The following is an 18,596-nucleotide window of genomic DNA, read 5'->3' on the forward strand; positions in this document are numbered from 1 at the left end:
TTTTAGGAGGATTTAGGGTCTATGGAACCATTAAGTAACAGGAAAAAAGTTTTAGAACAGAAACCAATGAATTTCTGGGAGCGTTTATATTTCCCGGCAATTTTCCAGGGGATGGGAATTACTTTCAGGCATATGTTCAAAAAGAAGGAAACTATTTTCTATCCTGAAGTTGAACGTGAATTTTCTGAGAACTGGAGAGGAATGCATTCTCTAAAAAGGGATGAACAAGGACGCGAACGTTGTACTGCCTGCGGACTTTGTGCTCTTTCATGTCCTGCAGAAGCAATAACAATGATCGCTGGCGAGCGCCAGAAAGGTGAAGAGGAATTGTACCGTGAAGAGAAGTATGCCGCTGTTTATGAGATCAATATGCTTCGCTGTATTTTCTGCGGACTATGTGAAGAGGCATGTCCGAAAGAGGCTATTTATCTGGATGGGCCTATAGTTCCAGCGGATTATTTAAGAAAGGATTTTATTTACGGTAAAGATAAATTAGTTGAAGAGCCTTTGAAAGCTTAATGACTGCATAAATTTATAATTGGGCAAGCCGGATCCTGTAAATAATTCGGCAGAAATTATACCTTTGCCCCAGATTTGGAGTGAAGATTAAAATACCTTATTAATGAGTATATCTCTATTTTATTTTGTTGCTTTCCTGTCCATATTCTTCGCACTCATGGTGATCTTTGCGAAGAATCCGGTACATAGCGTGCTGTATCTCATTGTCACTTTTTTCACTTTCACTATTCATTACATTCTGTTGAATGCACAGTTTCTGGCAATAGTGAATTTCATTGTTTATATGGGAGCAATTATGGTATTATTCCTCTTTGTACTCATGCTTCTTAATCTTAATGAGGGTTCAGTCGGATCAAAATCCAATTTGCTTAAAATGATAGGTGTAATTGCAGGGATGTGTTTAATAATTACACTGGTAGGTTCTGCCAGAGTGTTGAATGCTTCTGAACCTCTGGTACTTCAAACTCAGGATCTTGGATTGGTAAAAAACCTCGGTAAGGTATTGTTCAGTAAATTCCTGCTGCCATTTGAGATTTCATCTATCTTATTACTCTCAGCTATGGTTGGAGCAGTTTTGTTGGCTAAAAAAGATATTAAACGGGTATAATAATGGAAAATGTAACTCAGGCAATTCAGGGCGTACCTTTAAATCATTATATCCTGTTATGTACTATCATCTTTTCGATCGGTGTGATCGGAGTATTGATCCGAAGGAATGCAATCGTAATTTTCATGTCTGTTGAGTTGATGCTCAATGCAGTAAATTTATTACTTACAGCATTTTCTGTACATCATAATGATCCCTCCGGACAGGTATTTGTGTTTTTTATTATGGCATTGGCCGCAGCGGAAGTTGCAGTAGGTCTGGCCATAATCGTTATGATCTTCCGAAATACAAATTCAACGGATGTTAATATTTTGAATAAATTAAAGTGGTAATAAAGCAAGATCCTCTGCTTTCGCACAGGACAAATAGAATATAATAATGATAAATTTAGTCTGGTTAATTCCTTTATTTCCACTTTTAGGTTTCCTCATTAACGGGTTAGGCCGCAATACGCTGTCTAAAACTGTAGTGGGCTTTGTTGGATGTCTGACTGTTCTGGCTTCTTTTGCCGTCAGTATAGGAATATTCCTTGAACTCAATTCTTCCGAAACAAAATCATTTATCATTCCGATTTTCGATTGGATCAGTGCCGGATCTGTTAAAATTCCATTTTCATTCCTGGTTGATCCATTGAGCGCATTAATGCTGCTTATCGTCACAGGGATCGGATTCTTGATCCATGTCTATTCTACCGGTTATATGCATCATGATGCAGGGTTTGGCAAATTCTTTTCATACCTGAATCTGTTTATTTTCTTCATGCTCCTGCTGGTACTTGGATCTAATTATGTTGTAATGTTCATAGGATGGGAAGGTGTTGGCTTATGCTCTTATCTTCTTATCGGATTCTGGTTCAGCAATTCAGCTTATGCAAGTGCTGCAAAAAAAGCATTTGTAATGAACCGTATTGGAGACCTTGGTTTCCTGATTGCGGTATTCCTGATCTTTACCACATTCAATAGTGTTGAGTTTGCAAGCGTATTCCCACAGGCTGCCAATATGGCTTCCGGTGATTCAACACTTATTCTGATCACTGCCCTGCTATTTGTAGGTGCAATTGGTAAATCAGCTCAAATTCCTTTATTTACCTGGTTACCCGATGCGATGGCTGGTCCGACTCCGGTTTCTGCATTGATCCACGCGGCCACCATGGTAACTGCAGGTATCTATATGATCGCACGATCTAATATACTTTTTACATTAGCTCCTGAGACTTTGGGCGTGGTTTCCATTATCGGACTTGCCACTCTCTTTCTTGCTGCAGCAATTGCAGTATCACAAACTGACATTAAAAAAGTATTGGCATACTCAACTGTTTCACAGTTAGGTTATATGTTTTTAGGTTTAGGTGTTGGGGCTTATACAGGTGCATTTTTCCATGTGATCACTCACGCATTTTTCAAGGCATTACTGTTCCTTGGAGCAGGTTCTGTGATCCATGCGATGAGTAATGAGCAGGATATGAGGAATATGGGCGGATTAAAAAAGAAATTGCCGGTTACCTTCCTGACCATGATGATAGGTACTATTGCGATTGCTGGTCTGCCTCCTTTCTCAGGTTTTTTCTCAAAGGATGAGATATTAGCTCATGTATACGAACACAACAAAGTATTCTGGGTGATCGCCGTGATCGGGGCAATGTTTACTGCCTTTTATATGTTCCGCATGATGTTTCTCACTTTTAACGGAGGTTTCCGTGGTACTACAGATCAGGAACATCATCTGCATGAATCACCTGCTTCAATGACCATTCCTTTGATTGTGCTTGCAGTTTTATCTGCATTGGGAGGCTTGATCGGAATTCCTGCTGTGCTGGGTGGCGGACATTGGCTGGAAAGCTTCCTTGCTCCGGTTTTTGCAGTTTCTGCAACTAAAACAGGTGCAATGACTCTGGATCATACCACTGAATATATTCTGATGGCAATTTCAGTTGCTGCTGCATTGATAGCCATGTTATATGCTTATAGCCGATATGTTAAACAGGCGCATGTTCCTGCCGACGACCGGACAGATCGTGGTATGCTTGCACGTTTATCCTACAACAAATTTTACGTCGACGAAGTTTATAATTCATTGATCACCCGTCCTTTGGATGCCTTGTCAGGCTTTTTTTACAAAACAGTGGATAAAGCTGGAATTGATGGGATTGTAAATGGATTTGGAAAAGGTGCAGTTGAAGCCAGTAAAGGATTCAGATTGCTTCAAACAGGTATGGTTGGCTTTTACATCTTTATGATGGTTGCCGGAATACTTGCATTACTGTTTTATAGTATGTACAAAATTTAATATTAAAGAGTAGAACGAGATAAATGGAAATTTTACTGTTACAAATTTTTATTCCGCTAATTGCTGCACTCATCATTCTTGTGTCAGGTAAAACTATCGTGAGAGGTCTGGCGGGTGCATTCTCTTTAGTATCATTACTCATTACTGTTTACCTGTATTTGAATTTTACGCCTGATGCCACTACACAATTTCTTGTGGATCTGGCCTGGATCCCCCAATTCGGAATACATTTTAAGGCAGGTGTTGATGGAATAAGCATGGTCTTATTATTATTGACAAATCTCCTGATTCCAATAATAGTTTTATCCAGTTTCAAACAGGATGTAAAAGATCAGAATGCATTTTATGCATTGATATTCTTTATGCAAAGTGGATTACTGATTGTATTTACAGCTCTTGATGCTTTTCTATTCTATATCGGCTGGGAAGTTGCCCTTATCCCTGTTTATTTTATATGCGCCTTGTGGGGTGGAGAAAATCGTATCAAGGTTAACTTGAAATTCTTTGTCTATACCATTGCAGGTAGTTTATTGATGTTGTTAGCCATCATTTATCTTCATTTGCAAACACCGGGTAATAGTTATGATATCGCAGAATTTTATAAACTGGAGCTAGACTCAGTTACTCAGGGATGGATATTTTGGGCATTTTTTATCGCGTTTGCCATAAAAATGCCGGTATTCCCTTTCCATACATGGCAGCCTGATACCTATACGGAGGCACCTACTACAGGCACGATGCTTCTTGCTGGTATTATGCTTAAAATGGGAATTTATGGTGTGATCCGCTGGTTAATTCCTGTTGCACCACTTGGATTTCAGGCCTGGGGTGAAACGGCACTGATATTATCAGTAATAGGTGTTGTTTATGCCTCAATTATTGCATTCACCCAAAATGATATCAAGCGACTGATCGCATATTCTTCAATAGCTCACGTCGGATTGATCTCTGCGGGTATTTTTGCATGGAATGTTCAGGGTCTGCAGGGAGCGATGATTCAGATGCTGAATCATGGAATCAATGTGGTTGGGATGTTTTTTATAGCAGATATTATTATCCGCAGATTAAATACCCGGGACTTAAGCCTGATGGGTGGAATTGCAAAGCCGGCTCCTATGCTCGCCATTGCATTTCTGATAGTTTTATTGGGTACTGTTGCTTTACCATTGACCAACGGCTTCGTAGGAGAGTTCCTTCTTCTAATGGGAGTTTATAATTTCAATATCTGGTATGCAGCAATTGCTGGTTTGACCATTATACTTGGAGCTGTTTATATGCTCAGAATGTATCAAAAAGTAATGCTGGGTCAAGTAAATACCAGCACTTCCGCATTTTTGGACCTTGATGGAACAGAGAAATCTGTATTACTGATCATTTCAGTATTGATTATTTTTATAGGAGTATACCCACAGCCCATTTTGAATATATCAGAAGCGGCAGTTATCAACCTGCTTGATCAGGTTAATCAAAAGATTTTAGTTAAATAAAAGCATGAACGCATTAATAACCCTATCTGTTTTAGCCATTCTGGTACTTTACCTGGGCTTGTATAAGGCAAAAAATGCTTTGCTGCCTGTAACCTTAATAGGTTTGGCGGCTGCCCTGGCTTTAAGTATCCTCGAATGGAATTCCGGAGCTGCTCCAATTTATAGCGGCATGATGCTGTTTGATAATTTTGCCGTTGCATTTACATCGATCTGCATCATTTCTACCATGCTTATTCTGCTGATCTCAAAGGATTATTTTGAACATATCAGTGAGCATGTGGCAGAATATTATACCATTATACTTTTCGCTTTGATTGGAATTCTGGTCATGGTTTCATTCCATAATCTTTCTATGCTGTTTATCGGTATAGAGATCATGTCTGTGAGTCTATATATTCTTGCCGGTATCAGAAAGCATGATTTCAAATCAAATGAAGCTGCATTGAAGTATTTTTTAATGGGTGCGTTTTCTACCGGATTCCTGTTGCTTGGAATTGCATTTCTTTATGGAGCAAGCGGAAGTTTCGACCTGACTGCCATTAAAGAATATGTCATCGCTAACCCTACAGGTATTTCACCTCTTTTTTATAGTGGAGTAACTTTGATGATCATCGGGCTAAGTTTCAAAATAGGAGCTGCCCCATTTCATTTCTGGACACCTGATGTTTATGAAGGCTCACCAACATTGATCACTGCTTTCATGAGTACCGTAGTTAAGACTGCAGGATTTGCTGCATTTCTTCGATTATTCATGGTTTGCTTTGCACCATTACATGATTTCTGGATGCCTGTATTACTGGTTATCTCTGTTCTGACACTATTTATAGGTAATGTTACAGCCCTGTATCAGCATAGCTTTAAAAGAATGCTTGCTTTCTCAAGTATTTCACATGCAGGTTATATGCTTTTTGCTATCGTTGCTTTAGGACCGCTTTCAGGAAACTCAGTGTTTGTTTATGCAAGTGCCTATTCTATTGCTTCAATTATTGCATTTGCGGTTTTGATCCTTGTTAAGCGCCAAACAGGATCAGATAATTTCGAAAGCTTCAATGGTCTGGCCCGTAAAAATCCATTTATTGCCTTTACCCTGACCGTTGCGATGCTTTCTCTTGCAGGTATACCTTTGACAGCCGGTTTTATAGGTAAGTTCATGATGTTTTCAACTGCACTTTCAGAGTATCATATCATCATGGTAGTTCTTGCAGTAGTGAACGCAGTAATTGGTATTTTCTACTATTTAAAAGTTATTGTATCCATGTATTTTAAATCTGCAGAACGTAATGAGGTACAGTCTTCACCATACTTTAATTTCGTACTCGGCTTTTCTGCATTACTTACAATAATTGTTGGTGTATATCCTGGCTTTATATCCAACCTTTTCTAAGCTAAAATATTCTATAAATAGTGTAGCTTTACGCATATCGAACTTATGCACGAGATTTGGGATTATCTTCAACATCTTATTGATCCGGTAAAGCTGCTTAGGGAGGGAGGATTTTATCTTCTTCTTTTTGTCATTTTTGCGGAAACAGGATTATTTTTTGGGTTTTTCCTTCCCGGAGATTATCTGTTATTTCTTGCAGGTATGTTTGTTGCGACAGGCAAGCTGGATGTTTCTATTTATATTTTAATTGCTGGTTTAATTGCTGCTGCTATCAGTGGAAATTTTGTTGGTTATTGGTTTGGCAATAAAACTGGTCCTGTTTTGTATCAAAGAGAGGATACTTTTTTCTTTAAGAAGAAATATCTTAAAGCCGCTGAGGTTTACTACAGGAAGCAGGGTGCATTTGCATTAATTATGGGTAGATTCATACCTATCGTACGGACATTTGCGCCAATTATTGCAGGTATAGTAAAACTTGATTTTAATAAATTTGCATTTTATAATATTACAGGTGCTTTTCTATGGATTACATCCTTAACTTTGCTAGGATTCTTTCTTGGCCGAAGTTTTGAGAAGGAGATCAATGATTACTTATTATACATCATTGTAGGTTTCATTTTAATTACTACTATTCCGCTTATTGTAACCTATTTGAAAAGGAAGATCGGAGGAGACAGAAGCGATGAAGAAGAGCCAAATCCTTAAAAAATATGAATAAAGACCACCCCTGGCATAATGTTTCTCCTGGTGAAGATATCCCTTCCATTGTAAATGCTATCATAGAGATTCCGAAAGGATCGAAAGCTAAATATGAGATCGATAAGGAATCGGGCCTTATCCGTTTAGACCGTGTATTATTTTCTTCAGTTATGTACCCTGCTAATTATGGCTTTATCCCGCAAACTTATTGTGATGATAAGGATCCATTGGATATATTAGTATTGTGTTCTGTAGATGTTTATCCCATGTCTATTGTTGAAGCGAAAGTGGTTGGAGTAATGCATATGGTAGATAATGGCGAGCAGGATGATAAAATCATAGCTGTGGCTAAAAATGACATGTCAGTAAACTATATTGAAGATCTTAAGGAATTGCCGCCTCACACTATGACAGAAATTGTGAGATTTTTCCAGGATTATAAGGCTTTGGAACGCAAAAATGTAAGTATTGAACATTTGCTGGGTAAGAACTATGCCTACAAAGTAATCAGAGAAAGTTTAGAATTGTATAAGACCACTTTTGTAAATTTATAGACAATATGGGTCTCGCACTGTTTTTTACATTTTTCCTGGTTTTTCTTAACGGATTTTTTGTTGCAGCGGAATTTGCTCTGGTAAAAGTTCGGGCATCCCAGATCGAAATTAAAGCAAAAACAGGTAGTCGTGTAGCAAAAATTGCAAAACACATGACCCAGCACCTGGATGGTTATCTGGCAGCAACCCAGTTGGGAATAACCTTAGCCTCACTTGGCCTCGGTTGGGTTGGAGAAGCTGTAATGACAGATATCGTTAGCCGGTTCTTCAATTTTATACAGGTAGATATGTCTTCTTCAGTTGCTACCAATATTGGCCATGTCCTTGCTTTCGCAATTATTACGGTATTGCACATTGTTTTTGGAGAGTTAGCCCCTAAATCATTAGCTATTCAGCGCCCGATTGGAACTACCATGGGTATTGCCCTGCCCCTTCACTTTTTCTATCTGGTGTTCAGGCCTTTTATTTGGCTGCTGAATGGGTTCGCTAATTTTATTCTGAAGCTCCTTGGTATAAGCACTCTCGGTGGTCATGAGGCTCACCATAGTTCTGAAGAATTGCAGTATCTGCTTGATCAGGGAAAAGAAAGTGGTGCTTTGGAAACCAATGAGCATGAGCTTATAAAAAACGTATTTGATTTTAATGAGCGTGTTGTAAAGAATATTATGGTTCCCAGAACCAAGATATCTGGTATTGAACTGAATACACCTCATAAAGAGGTTCTTGAAATTATTATCCGTGAAGGTTATTCCAGAATTCCTGTCTATGATGAAACCATAGATAAGATCGTTGGAATTGTTCATGCAAAAGATATTCTTCCTTTATTGGCTGATAGCAAAGAGTGTATACTTAAGGACATTATCCGTAAGCCCTATTTTATTCCTGAAACTAAAAAGATCAATGATCTGCTAAGTGAACTTCAGTTGAAGCGCATCCAGATTGCAATTGTACTTGATGAATTTGGTGGTACTGCCGGTATGGTAACTTTAGAAGATATTGTTGAAGAGCTGGTTGGAGAGATCCAGGATGAATATGATGAAGAAAAGCCGATAGTTGAGATAATATCAGAAAATGAATTTATTATTGATGCAACAGCCTCAATTTATGACGTAAACGAGTTCCTGCCTCATGATCTTCCTGAAGATGGTGATTATGATACTGTGGCTGGTCTTGTGAGCGAGATCTTTGGAAAGATACCAGAGGTTGGAGAAACAAGTGATTTCAATGGATATACCATTACCATTCTCAAAAAGGCAGATCAGAACGTTGAATCTGTGAAGCTGGAATTGGTAATTAATAGTGAGGATGCTGTAGATTTACACTAACAAGGAGGTCGGCTTATGCATATATTCTATACACCCGATATTAACTTAGAAACCTATATTCTTAGCGAAGAAGAAAGTAAACACTGTATAAAAGTTCTAAGGCTTGATTCGGGAAGTTTACTTTATTTGGTGGATGGCAATGGAGGATTTTATGATGCGATCATAGAAGATCCGCATCCTAAAAGAACCAAACTTAAGATATTGGGCAAGGTGGAAAATTTCGGTAAGCGAAACCATTATTTGCACATTGCTATTGCTCCAACTAAAAATATTGAACGTGTTGAATGGTTTTTGGAAAAAGCCACAGAAATTGGGATCGATGAAATTACCCCGATAATTTGTGATCGTTCTGAAAGAAAGGAAATCAAAACCGAGCGTTTGAATAAAGTAATTACTTCGGCCATAAAGCAATCCATTAAGGCCTACCACCCAAAACTTAATGAAGCTGTACGTTTTAACGACCTCATCACCCAAAATGCAAATACTCAGAAGTTTATAGCTCATTGTATGGACGGAGGTAAGGTCACTATTAAGGAATTGCTCATTCCAAATTCCAATTATTTGATAGTGATTGGTCCGGAGGGTGATTTTACTTTAGAAGAAGTTGAAGCTGCGGTAAACAATAATTTTATACCTGTTAGCCTGGGAGATTCAAGGCTAAGAACAGAAACGGCAGCTCTTGAAGCCTGTTTTGAAATAAATTTTTTAAACAGATGAAATATTTATTAAGCTATGGCTTAGTATTTCTATTTTTTCTCTTTGCAGGGATATCTTTTTCATTTAATGCCCCATCTTATAAAATTGCAAAGCTGAAATATAACGGTGGTGGCGACTGGTATGCCAACCGAACGGCACTTTCTAATCTGATCGATTTTTGCAATAAGAATCTGGGTACCAATTTTGACAAAGATGAGGCAATTGTTGAGGCTGGAAGTTCAGATATTTTTAACTATCCATTCGTGTATTTAACCGGCCATGGTAACATTGTGTTCAGTGATCAGGAAGCAGAAAATTTGCGTAAGTATTTAATGGGCGGAGGATTTTTGCATATTGATGATAACTACGGTTTGGATAAATTTATCAGGCCTCAAATGAAACGGGTTTTTCCAGAGCTTGATTTTGAAGAGTTGCCTGCAAATCATATTCTATATAACCAAAAGTTCAAGTTTCCATCTGGTCTTCCTAAAATTCATGAACATGATGGGAAGCGGCCTCAGGGGATGGCTTTGATCTATAAGGGACGAGTTGTTTGTTATTATACTTTTGAAAGCGACCTGGGCAATGGCTGGGAAGATTCAGGAACTTATGCAGGTGATTCCGAGGAAGCAAGGCAAAGGGCTCTGAAAATGGGTTCAAATTTAATACAGTACGCTTTAACGCAGTAATACATGCTCAAGATAAAGGTAAATAACAAGTTCAATTTTGAGCTTTCTTCAGAACGCAATCAAACATTAATTAACGGACTTCCTTTTCAGGGTGATATTTTAAAGGTTAATAGTCGTTCATTTAATGTATTGTATAATAATAAGTCATTTAATGCCGAGCTGATCGAGTTTGATAAGCAGAAAAAAACCTGTTCGGTTAAAGTGGGAAACAATATTTATTCCATGCAAATGACCGATCAGTTTGATGAGCTTTTGCATCAACTTGGAATGGATAATTTGAACATAGTAAAGGTTTCAGAAATTAAAGCACCAATGCCTGGTTTGGTTTTAAGAATTCTGGCATCTGAAGGCGAAGTGGTACAAAAAGGGGGCAACCTGCTTGTGCTTGAAGCTATGAAGATGGAAAATATTATTAAAGCACCTGCCGATGTGATCATCAAGTCTGTAAAGGTAAATCCGGGTGATAAAGTTGAAAAGAATCAGGTGATGATGATCTTTTCCTGATAAATTACTTTTACACCAGGAATACGTTAATCTTCAATTATATTTTCTTTAGGCAAGTAAATATTGTTTATTTTCAAAAAACTTTTAAGTTAAAAAGTTAAAACAATATTTATCTGATGGCTATAGAAATTAAAACCAAGGGCGAATTATACGATGTGTGTATTGTAGGTTCAGGTGCAGGTGGGGGAATGGCGGCGAAAATACTCACAGAAGCAGGACTAAAGGTTGCATTGCTTGAAGCAGGGCCTGACTATGATCCGGCAAATCCAGAACAGCAAACTCAACTAAAGTGGCCATATGAATCTCCTAGAAGGGGTGCTGGTACAAACCGTGCCTTTGGCGACTTCGATGCTGCCTATGGTGGATGGGAAATAGAAGGTGAACCTTACACCAGGAAAAATGGAACTCAATTTGATTGGTTCCGATCCAGAATGCTTGGTGGTCGTACCAATCACTGGGGCAGGATCTCCCTTCGATTTGGTCCTAAAGATTTTAAGCGCAGAGATTTTGACGGATTAGGGGATAACTGGCCTATCGGCTACGATGATGTTAAGCCATATTATGATCGCATTGATAAAATGATCGGTGTATTTGGCACCAAAGAGGGAATCTATAATGAACCTGATGGTTACTTTCTTCCCCCTCCAAAGCCAAGGCTTCATGAGTTAATGATTAAAAAGGCTGCAACTAACATTGGGATTCCTGTTATTCCGGCTCGATTGTCAATTTTGACAAGACCTATAAATAAAGATCGCGGTTCCTGCTTCTTTTGTAACCAGTGTAATCGCGGCTGTTCTGTTCACGCCGATTTTTCATCTTCTACATGTCTGGTTAAACCAGCAAGAAAAACCGGGAATGCCGATGTGTATGTAAATGCGATGGCACGTGAGGTATTAACTGATAAAGAAGGAAAAGCAACAGGTGTTTCTTATGTAGATAAGACCGATATGCAGGAATATCAGGTCAATGCAAAGGTAGTTGTTCTGGCTGCAAGTGCTTGTGAATCTGCGCGTTTACTTCTTAACTCAAAATCTTCAGCCCACCCGAATGGATTGGCAAATTCAAGTGGAATGGTTGGAAAATATCTGCATGACTCTACAGGAGCTTCCAGGGGAGCATTTATCCCTCAGCTAATGGATAGAGAACGATATAATGAAGATGGAGTTGGGGGATTACATTTGTATATTCCATGGTGGCTTGACAATAAAAAGCTTGATTTTGCCCGTGGCTATCACATTGAATTTTGGGGTGGATTAGGAATGCCTTCTTATGGATTCGGTTTTGGAATGGAAAACACCAATGGAAAATATCCTGGGAAAGATGGTAAAATGAAGGCTGCCGGTGGATATGGCGCATCTCTTAAAGATGATTACCGTAGATATTATGGTTCAACAGTAGGTTTTGCCGGTAGAGGTGAAAGTATTCCAAGAGTTGAAAACTATTGTGAAATTGATCCGGGAGTTGTAGATAAATATGGAATTCCGGTATTAAGATTCAATTATAACTGGACAGATCAGGAAGTAAAACAAGCAAAACATATGCAGGATACTTTCGAAGAACTTATCCATTCTATGGGGGGTATTGCAAGTGGTGAAAAACCAGGCGAAGACCGTAAATATGGACTTGAAGCCCCGGGAAGGATCATACATGAAGTGGGTACTACCCGTATGGGAAATGACCGCAATACTTCGGTATTAAATAAATATAATCAGGCACATGATGTAAAAAATCTGTTCGTGGTTGATGGAGGTGCCTTTGTTTCTCAGGCGGATAAAAATCCTACCTGGACCATCTTAGCCTTATCTATGCGGGCTTCAGAATACATCATTGATCAGTTAAAAAAGCAAAATATTTAATCAGATGAACAGAAGAGACTCACTCAAAGCATTGGCTGTTGGAACAGTTAGCGTTGGTACTATTTTAGCAACTTCATGTGATAAAAAAGATTCTAAGAACACTGCAGACAGCGGAAAATCAGGTGTCTATGGTCGTACCGCTGAAGAAAAGCTGATCGACGAGAAGCTGATGTCGGAGACTTTCTTTAGTGCTGCAGAACTAAGTACGATCACCATTCTTGCAGATATCATCATTCCACGTGATGAGCATTCTGGTAGTGCAAGTGAAGCTAAAGTGCCTGAATTTATCGAATTTATTGTGAAGGATCAGCCAAGGTATCAGCTCCCAATGAGAGGCGGATTAAAATGGCTCGATATTAAATCACTTAAACTATTTAAAAAATCATTTGCCGAAGCTGGTAAAGAACAGCAAATTGAATTAGTTGAACTGATCGCATTCCCTGAGAAAGCTGCTCCGGAGAACTCTGCAGGAGTAAGCTTTTTTAATACCATGCGTAACTTAACTGCAACCGGTTTCTTTACGAGTAAGGAAGGGATTTCAGATATGGCTTATAAAGGTAATCAGCCAAATGAGTGGAATGGTGTTCCTGATAAGGTTTTAAAACAATACGGACTTGAATATGATCAGAAAACTCTGGATCAATGTCTTAAGCCTGAAGACAGGGGTAAGATCATGACCTGGGATAGTTAATTGATTGTAAGTACTTTGTTGTTATTAATTTAAATGCATAAGACTGAAGCAATTGTTTCAGTCTTATGCATTTAAATTGATCTTGTCCTAATGTCTTATTAATACGAATGGCCTTAATTTGTACGATAGAGATTATTATAGATTTTTTTATTCTGAATTGATTACATCTAATCATAGACTATGCAGTTTTTCAAAAACCATTCGATTTTAAGAGTAAGTACTCTTTTAGTTTTGCCTTTGCTTCTGGCAACATATGCTTTGGCCCAGAATATTCCCGGAAACTCAAAACCAGCGAAAGTTCTATTGCCTAATGGCTGGTCTTTAAGCCCGGCTGGAAGGTCGCTTCCATTAGGTGATCTGCCCTTAAATATTCAGATCTCTGCTTCTCAAAAGTTAATGGCAGTAACCAATAATGGGCAAAGCAAGCAGAGCATCCAATTGATCGACCCTCAGTCAGAGAAGATCTTACATGATCAACCGATTGGAAAGGCATGGTATGGTTTAAAGTTCAGTGCAGATGAGAAGAAACTCTATGCATCTGGTGCAAATGATAATATTGTGTTGGTTTATCCGATAATAGACAAAAAGCTTGGGAAAGCTGATACGATCATACTTGGAAAAGCATGGCCTAAAGAGAAAATTGGTCCGACAGGTATTGAGGTTGATGATGCTGGAAATCGTTTATATGCTGTTACCAAGGAAAATAATTCGCTCTATGTTTTTGACCTGAGGACAAAAAAAGTATTGAATAAAGTTAATCTTGGGTCAGAGGCCTATGATTGCTTGCTTTCTCCTGATAAGGCGAAGCTTTATATCTCCTTATGGGGGGCTGATAAACTGGCTGTTTATGATATAAAGGCCCAAAAGATAAGTTCTGAAATCTTTACAGAGAGTCATCCTAATGAGATCATTCAAAACAGAACAGGTAAATATCTATTTGTTGCCAATGCCAATGATAATTCAGTATCCGTAATTGATACGAAGGCCGGCAAGGTGATCGAAGTAATTTCAACGGCTCTGTATCCAACCAGGCTTACAGGTTCAACTACCAATGGCCTGGCATTATCTGAGGATGAGAAAACCTTGTATGTTGCCAATGCTGATAATAACTGTCTGGCAGTATTTAATGTATCAAATCCCGGAAAGAGCAGTTCAAAGGGTTTTATTCCTACGGGTTGGTATCCAACCAATGTGAGGGTTGCTGGTAAAAAAATATTCGTTTCTAATGGCAAGGGATTTACCTCAATGGCAAATCCGGATGGTCCTCAGCCAATAAAAAAGACAGATGATAGCGGTGTTCATATAGGAATAAGTGCGCAAAAGGAGGTTCAGTATATTGGTGGATTGTTCAAAGGAACCTTATCTGTTATTGATCAGCCCACTGATACACAGTTGGAATCGTTTTCTAAGCAGGTTTATGCTAATACACCTTATAACAAGCAGACTGAAGCAATTTCAAAAGGCCTGGCCAATAACCCCGTTCCTAATATTCAGGGTGGGAAATCGCCTATAAAATATGTGTTCTATGTAATTAAAGAGAATCGTACATATGATCAGGTTTTTGGGGATATAAAAGAGGGTAACGGAGATCCCAGCCTATGTATTTTTCCTGAAAAGGTAACACCAAATCATCATGCACTTGCCAGAGAATTTGTACTTCTAGACAATTTTTATGTTGATGCCGAAGTGAGTGCCGACGGACATAATTGGAGTATGGCCGCTTATGCAACAGATTATACAGAGAAAACCTGGCCTACAAGTTATGGAAGCAGAGGTGGTACATATGATTATGAAGGAAGTCGTAATATTGCTTACCCCCGGGATGGCTATATCTGGGATTATGCGAAAAGGGTAGGTATTTCTTACCGTAGTTATGGGGAATTCGTTACAAAGGATGGTCCTACAACTAAATCACTTATAGGCCATATTGCAGCAAAGTATCCCAGCTATAATCTGGATATAAAGGACATTGACAGGATCGCCGCTTTCAAATCAGATTTCGATTCTCTATTGGCAATAAATTCTGTGGCCCAATTTAATACGATCAGGCTTGGGAATGATCATACCAGCGGACAGCGTATTGGAAAACTAACTCCTACTGCTCAGGTTGCGGATAATGATCTTGCGCTGGGCCTGTTGGTGGAACATATTTCAAATAGCAGTATCTGGAATGAGTCTGCTATTTTCGTTCTTGAAGATGATGCTCAAAATGGTCCTGATCATGTTGATGCACACCGTTCACCAGCTTTCGTGATTAGCCCCTATACAAAACGTAATTCTGTGAACAGTTCGATGTTTTCCACTTCCGGTATGCTTCGAACAATGGAGCTGATCCTGGGTCTGCCACCGATGAGTCAGTATGATGCCGCAGCAGTGCCATTATCTGACTGTTTCACAACAACTCCGGACTTTAAGCCTTACAAGGTGAAGTCAGCTAATGTAGACCTTGAGCAACGTAATGTTGCCTGGAACAAAAGTGCTAAGCGTTCTCAGGAATGGAATTTTGCCAGAGAAGATGCTGCACCTGACCTTGATCTTAATGAGGTGGTTTGGAAATCAGTGAAAGGCGAGGATTCCATAATGCCTGCTCCTCGTAGAAGTGCATTTGTTAAACTTGAACAAAAGAAAAAAGACGACTGATAATATCATTTTAATACATTCAAAATAGTATTCTCTGATCTGGGAGAGTACTATTCCTATTTAAATAAATTTTTAATCTGGAATGAAAAAATACCTGTTTGCTTTTTTTCTAATTACGATATCTCTCCCTTTATTTTCACAGAATTTAAATGGAAGGATCTTCAGCGAAGTAACGAAGAACAAGATTCCGGGGGTAAATATTAAGCTTGAAGGTCCTGTTTCATACAGATTAGCTACTAATGATCAGGGCAAATTTATTTTTAAGGAGTTAGTGCCTGGAAGATATAGCCTAAGTGCAAGCAGAATAGGGTATGAAACCTATACTGTATTTCTTGAACTTCAATCCGGTCAGTTAATGGATCTTGAAATTCCGCTGATTGAAAGTTCAAATTCTCTTCCTGAGATTGAGGTTATTTCAGCATCCAGAAGGAATACCTCCAGTTTAAAATTGCCATTTGCCTCCAGTATTTTGAGCAGGCCGTCGCAATCAGAAAATATTCCACGGTCAACGCCAGAATCATTAAGTATTATACCGGGGGTATTTGTGCAGAAAACAAATCACGGCGGGGGCTCGCCCTTCATTAGGGGCTTGACAGGCAATCAGACTCTCATTTTGGTTGATGGCATCCGAATGAATAATTCAACTTTCAGATACGGACCTAATCAGTATTTAAATACGGTAGATCCTTTCTCAATTGATAAGATTGAGGTGCTTAGAGGTAGTGGATCTGTTCAGTATGGTTCGGATGCGATGGGTGGAGTGATTCAGGTTTTTACTAAAGATCCGGGGTTTTCGGAAAGCAATAATTTTAAGGGGGGTGTAAATGCTCGCTATGGCAGCGGAAATATGGAAAGATCCGGAAGTACTGAATTTGTGTATTCATCTTCAAAATTGGTTTTTTCTGGTGTTGTTGGATTAAAGAACTTTGGAGATCTTATTGGAGGAGACACTACCGGCAGACAATCGCCTTCAGGATATACCGAGTCTGATGCGAGTTTAAAGCTTAAAATGAAGCTTTCAGAAAAGGCAGAACTCACTTTTGCCAATCAATTTGTTCAGCAGAAAGATGTGGATGTCTTTCATAAGGTCAGGCTTGAGAATTTCAAGATCAATAAAATGGGAGTTCAGGGCAGGAACCTGAGTTATGTAAAATTCAGGATGGAAGGGCCCAGCCCGCTTTTTAAAGAAATTAATATTACGGGCTCCCTGAATAACACAATTGAGGAAAGAAACAGCCTGAAAAATGCAAGTCTTATTACCGGACTTGAAAGAGATAAGGTAAGTTCATCTAATCTGGCAGTAGAACTGTTTTCTGATCTGACGAAGTATTGGACGGTAAACAGCGGACTGGAATATTACAGAGACAAAGTAAATAGCATCCGGAATAATATAAATAACCAGAGTGGATCCCTGACAATGCTGCGGGGTTTGTATCCCAATAATTCTTCCTATTTAAATACTTCTTTATATTCTCTTCATCATTTGGAGTTGGGTGGATTTAATGCAGAAGCGGGTCTTAGATATAATTGGTTAAAGGCCTCCATATTTGATAATGATCTTGGTCAGCTGGAAGTATCCCCTGGTGCTTTTGTATGGAACACAGGACTTAACTACACGTTAAAAAATCATCATCTGTATGTATCTCTTAATAGTGGATACCGTGCTCCCAATATCGACGATATGGGTACTTTGGGTATTGTAGATTTCAGATATGAACTTCCATCTTACTCTTTAAAACCTGAGAAAAGTTATAACTCTGAGCTTGGATATAAATATGCTTTCGGGAGTTTGAGTCTCGGAGCAGCCTTATACCGTAATAAAATGATAGATCTTATTACCAGAGTGCAAACAGCTCAGATAATAGATGGGTATAAAGTATATAAGAAGGAGAATACGGAAGAGGCACTGATTAAAGGAGTTGAGGGTTTTCTTGAATGGCAGGCTAACCGAAATTTGTCTGTTGATATGTTCGCCTCCTTTAATCATGGGCAAAATCTTTCAAAATCTGAGCCATTGCGAAGAGTGCCTCCCTTTAATGGGAATATTTCAATGAAATATAAATTGACCAGGCTGTATGTTAAGGGCGAATTAGCTTGGGCTGATAAGCAAGACCGTTTAGCTCAAGGTGATAGGGATGATAACCGGATTCCTTTTAATGGCACACCAGGATGGAAGGTTCTGAACATTTATTCAGGTTATACTTTCGGTAAGGCCCATTTACGATTGAGTGCTCAGAATCTATTTAATGTGGATTACCGTACTCATGGAAGCGGAATCAATGCCGTGGGCAGGAGTTTATGGATGAACGTACAGTACGATCTATAAGAAATTAGCAAAAGAATTTCAAGCTTTAAAAAGGGAATATGTCCTTATTCTTTGCTCTTGCTCCTTTCTGAAATTATTTATTGATGAATTTGAGAAGGACCACCCCCTTTAATTCCCCCACTCCAATGGAGTCCCACGGACCAGTGGTGGACACTGGGGGCTAGGAAAATTTGACTCGTCCTGAAAAAAATTTACAGTTTTTACGAAGGTGCCTCACCTGCGGAAGAGCAGGTTTCGGCATGACATTAGTTTTAGATTGATTTTAATCCTTTTTGTCTATATGAGTGCATGTTCGAATAAAGAAGAAAAAAAGCATTAAAACAATTTTAATGC

Annotated in this window: 16 protein-coding genes; all 16 read left to right on the forward strand. The window is 38.8% G+C overall.

The window, feature by feature from the left end; all coding sequences use genetic code 11:
* The first annotated feature begins 21 nt into the window (after positions 1-21).
* The 16 genes from BLR27_RS14565 to BLR27_RS14640 all read left to right on the forward strand — a co-directional run bounded on the left by BLR27_RS14565 (position 22) and on the right by BLR27_RS14640 (position 18,263).
* Positions 22-519 (forward strand): NuoI/complex I 23 kDa subunit family protein, encoded by a 498-nt coding sequence (locus BLR27_RS14565; protein WP_090706091.1) that lies wholly within the window; start codon positions 22-24, stop codon positions 517-519.
* Positions 520-628: 109 nt separating this feature from the next.
* Positions 629-1,126 carry an NADH-quinone oxidoreductase subunit J family protein gene (locus BLR27_RS14570; protein ID WP_407641189.1) on the forward strand — a complete coding sequence of 166 codons (498 nt, stop codon included), beginning with the start codon at positions 629-631 and terminating at the stop codon, positions 1,124-1,126.
* Between the two features lie 2 nt (positions 1,127-1,128).
* A complete protein-coding gene (gene nuoK, locus BLR27_RS14575) occupies positions 1,129-1,458 on the forward strand; it encodes an NADH-quinone oxidoreductase subunit NuoK (RefSeq protein ID WP_090706095.1) in 330 nt (109 codons plus the stop codon).
* Between the two features lie 46 nt (positions 1,459-1,504).
* Positions 1,505-3,412, forward strand: a complete 1,908-nt coding sequence (gene nuoL, locus BLR27_RS14580) for an NADH-quinone oxidoreductase subunit L (protein WP_090706097.1) — start codon at positions 1,505-1,507, stop codon at positions 3,410-3,412.
* A gap of 23 nt (positions 3,413-3,435) precedes the next feature.
* Positions 3,436-4,899: a complex I subunit 4 family protein gene (locus BLR27_RS14585; RefSeq protein ID WP_090706099.1), complete on the forward strand. Its 1,464-nt coding sequence runs from the start codon at positions 3,436-3,438 to the stop codon at positions 4,897-4,899.
* A gap of 4 nt (positions 4,900-4,903) precedes the next feature.
* Positions 4,904-6,283 (forward strand): NADH-quinone oxidoreductase subunit N, encoded by a 1,380-nt coding sequence (locus BLR27_RS14590; RefSeq protein WP_090706102.1) that lies wholly within the window; start codon positions 4,904-4,906, stop codon positions 6,281-6,283.
* Between the two features lie 45 nt (positions 6,284-6,328).
* The gene (locus tag BLR27_RS14595) at positions 6,329-6,988 is read left to right on the forward strand and encodes a DedA family protein (RefSeq protein ID WP_090706103.1); all 660 of its coding nucleotides are present in this window, start codon (positions 6,329-6,331) and stop codon (positions 6,986-6,988) included.
* Between the two features lie 5 nt (positions 6,989-6,993).
* Positions 6,994-7,536, forward strand: a complete 543-nt coding sequence (locus BLR27_RS14600) for an inorganic diphosphatase (protein WP_090706105.1) — start codon at positions 6,994-6,996, stop codon at positions 7,534-7,536.
* A gap of 5 nt (positions 7,537-7,541) precedes the next feature.
* On the forward strand, positions 7,542-8,861 hold the full coding sequence (locus BLR27_RS14605; RefSeq protein WP_090706106.1) for a hemolysin family protein: 1,320 nt from the start codon (positions 7,542-7,544) through the stop codon (positions 8,859-8,861).
* Positions 8,862-8,876: 15 nt separating this feature from the next.
* Entirely contained in the window at positions 8,877-9,578 is a 702-nt protein-coding gene (locus BLR27_RS14610; protein ID WP_090706108.1) for a 16S rRNA (uracil(1498)-N(3))-methyltransferase, read from the forward strand.
* A complete protein-coding gene (locus BLR27_RS14615; RefSeq protein ID WP_090706109.1) occupies positions 9,575-10,246 on the forward strand; it encodes a DUF4159 domain-containing protein in 672 nt (223 codons plus the stop codon). Before BLR27_RS14610 ends, BLR27_RS14615 begins: the two co-directional genes overlap by 4 nt.
* Before the next feature lie 3 nt (positions 10,247-10,249).
* Positions 10,250-10,750 (forward strand): acetyl-CoA carboxylase biotin carboxyl carrier protein subunit, encoded by a 501-nt coding sequence (locus tag BLR27_RS14620; RefSeq protein WP_090706111.1) that lies wholly within the window; start codon positions 10,250-10,252, stop codon positions 10,748-10,750.
* Positions 10,751-10,866: 116 nt separating this feature from the next.
* Positions 10,867-12,606, forward strand: coding sequence for a GMC family oxidoreductase (locus tag BLR27_RS14625; protein ID WP_090706113.1), 1,740 nt, complete (start codon positions 10,867-10,869; stop codon positions 12,604-12,606).
* Between the two features lie 4 nt (positions 12,607-12,610).
* A complete protein-coding gene (locus BLR27_RS14630; protein WP_090706115.1) occupies positions 12,611-13,297 on the forward strand; it encodes a gluconate 2-dehydrogenase subunit 3 family protein in 687 nt (228 codons plus the stop codon).
* Between the two features lie 180 nt (positions 13,298-13,477).
* Positions 13,478-15,937 (forward strand): bifunctional YncE family protein/alkaline phosphatase family protein, encoded by a 2,460-nt coding sequence (locus BLR27_RS14635; RefSeq protein WP_090706116.1) that lies wholly within the window; start codon positions 13,478-13,480, stop codon positions 15,935-15,937.
* Between the two features lie 82 nt (positions 15,938-16,019).
* Positions 16,020-18,263, forward strand: coding sequence for a TonB-dependent receptor (locus BLR27_RS14640; RefSeq protein WP_090706118.1), 2,244 nt, complete (start codon positions 16,020-16,022; stop codon positions 18,261-18,263).
* Positions 18,264-18,596 lie beyond the last annotated feature (333 nt).

Source organism: Daejeonella rubra (genome assembly GCF_900103545.1).
In the GTDB taxonomy this organism is placed as follows: domain Bacteria; phylum Bacteroidota; class Bacteroidia; order Sphingobacteriales; family Sphingobacteriaceae; genus Daejeonella; species Daejeonella rubra.

What these genes read in the sequence shown, in the direction of transcription:
- nuoK (WP_090706095.1), top strand. Translation starts at nt 1,129, where the DNA reads ATGGAAAATGTAACTCAGGCAATTCAGGGCGTACCTTTAAATCATTAT.
- BLR27_RS14640 (WP_090706118.1), top strand. Translation starts at nt 16,020, where the DNA reads ATGAAAAAATACCTGTTTGCTTTTTTTCTAATTACGATATCTCTCCCT.
- BLR27_RS14585 (WP_090706099.1), top strand. Translation starts at nt 3,436, where the DNA reads ATGGAAATTTTACTGTTACAAATTTTTATTCCGCTAATTGCTGCACTC.
- BLR27_RS14605 (WP_090706106.1), top strand. Translation starts at nt 7,542, where the DNA reads ATGGGTCTCGCACTGTTTTTTACATTTTTCCTGGTTTTTCTTAACGGA.
- BLR27_RS14630 (WP_090706115.1), top strand. Translation starts at nt 12,611, where the DNA reads ATGAACAGAAGAGACTCACTCAAAGCATTGGCTGTTGGAACAGTTAGC.
- BLR27_RS14620 (WP_090706111.1), top strand. Translation starts at nt 10,250, where the DNA reads ATGCTCAAGATAAAGGTAAATAACAAGTTCAATTTTGAGCTTTCTTCA.
- BLR27_RS14615 (WP_090706109.1), top strand. Translation starts at nt 9,575, where the DNA reads ATGAAATATTTATTAAGCTATGGCTTAGTATTTCTATTTTTTCTCTTT.
- BLR27_RS14595 (WP_090706103.1), top strand. Translation starts at nt 6,329, where the DNA reads ATGCACGAGATTTGGGATTATCTTCAACATCTTATTGATCCGGTAAAG.
- BLR27_RS14590 (WP_090706102.1), top strand. Translation starts at nt 4,904, where the DNA reads ATGAACGCATTAATAACCCTATCTGTTTTAGCCATTCTGGTACTTTAC.
- BLR27_RS14600 (WP_090706105.1), top strand. Translation starts at nt 6,994, where the DNA reads ATGAATAAAGACCACCCCTGGCATAATGTTTCTCCTGGTGAAGATATC.
- BLR27_RS14565 (WP_090706091.1), top strand. Translation starts at nt 22, where the DNA reads ATGGAACCATTAAGTAACAGGAAAAAAGTTTTAGAACAGAAACCAATG.
- BLR27_RS14610 (WP_090706108.1), top strand. Translation starts at nt 8,877, where the DNA reads ATGCATATATTCTATACACCCGATATTAACTTAGAAACCTATATTCTT.
- BLR27_RS14625 (WP_090706113.1), top strand. Translation starts at nt 10,867, where the DNA reads ATGGCTATAGAAATTAAAACCAAGGGCGAATTATACGATGTGTGTATT.
- nuoL (WP_090706097.1), top strand. Translation starts at nt 1,505, where the DNA reads ATGATAAATTTAGTCTGGTTAATTCCTTTATTTCCACTTTTAGGTTTC.
- BLR27_RS14635 (WP_090706116.1), top strand. Translation starts at nt 13,478, where the DNA reads ATGCAGTTTTTCAAAAACCATTCGATTTTAAGAGTAAGTACTCTTTTA.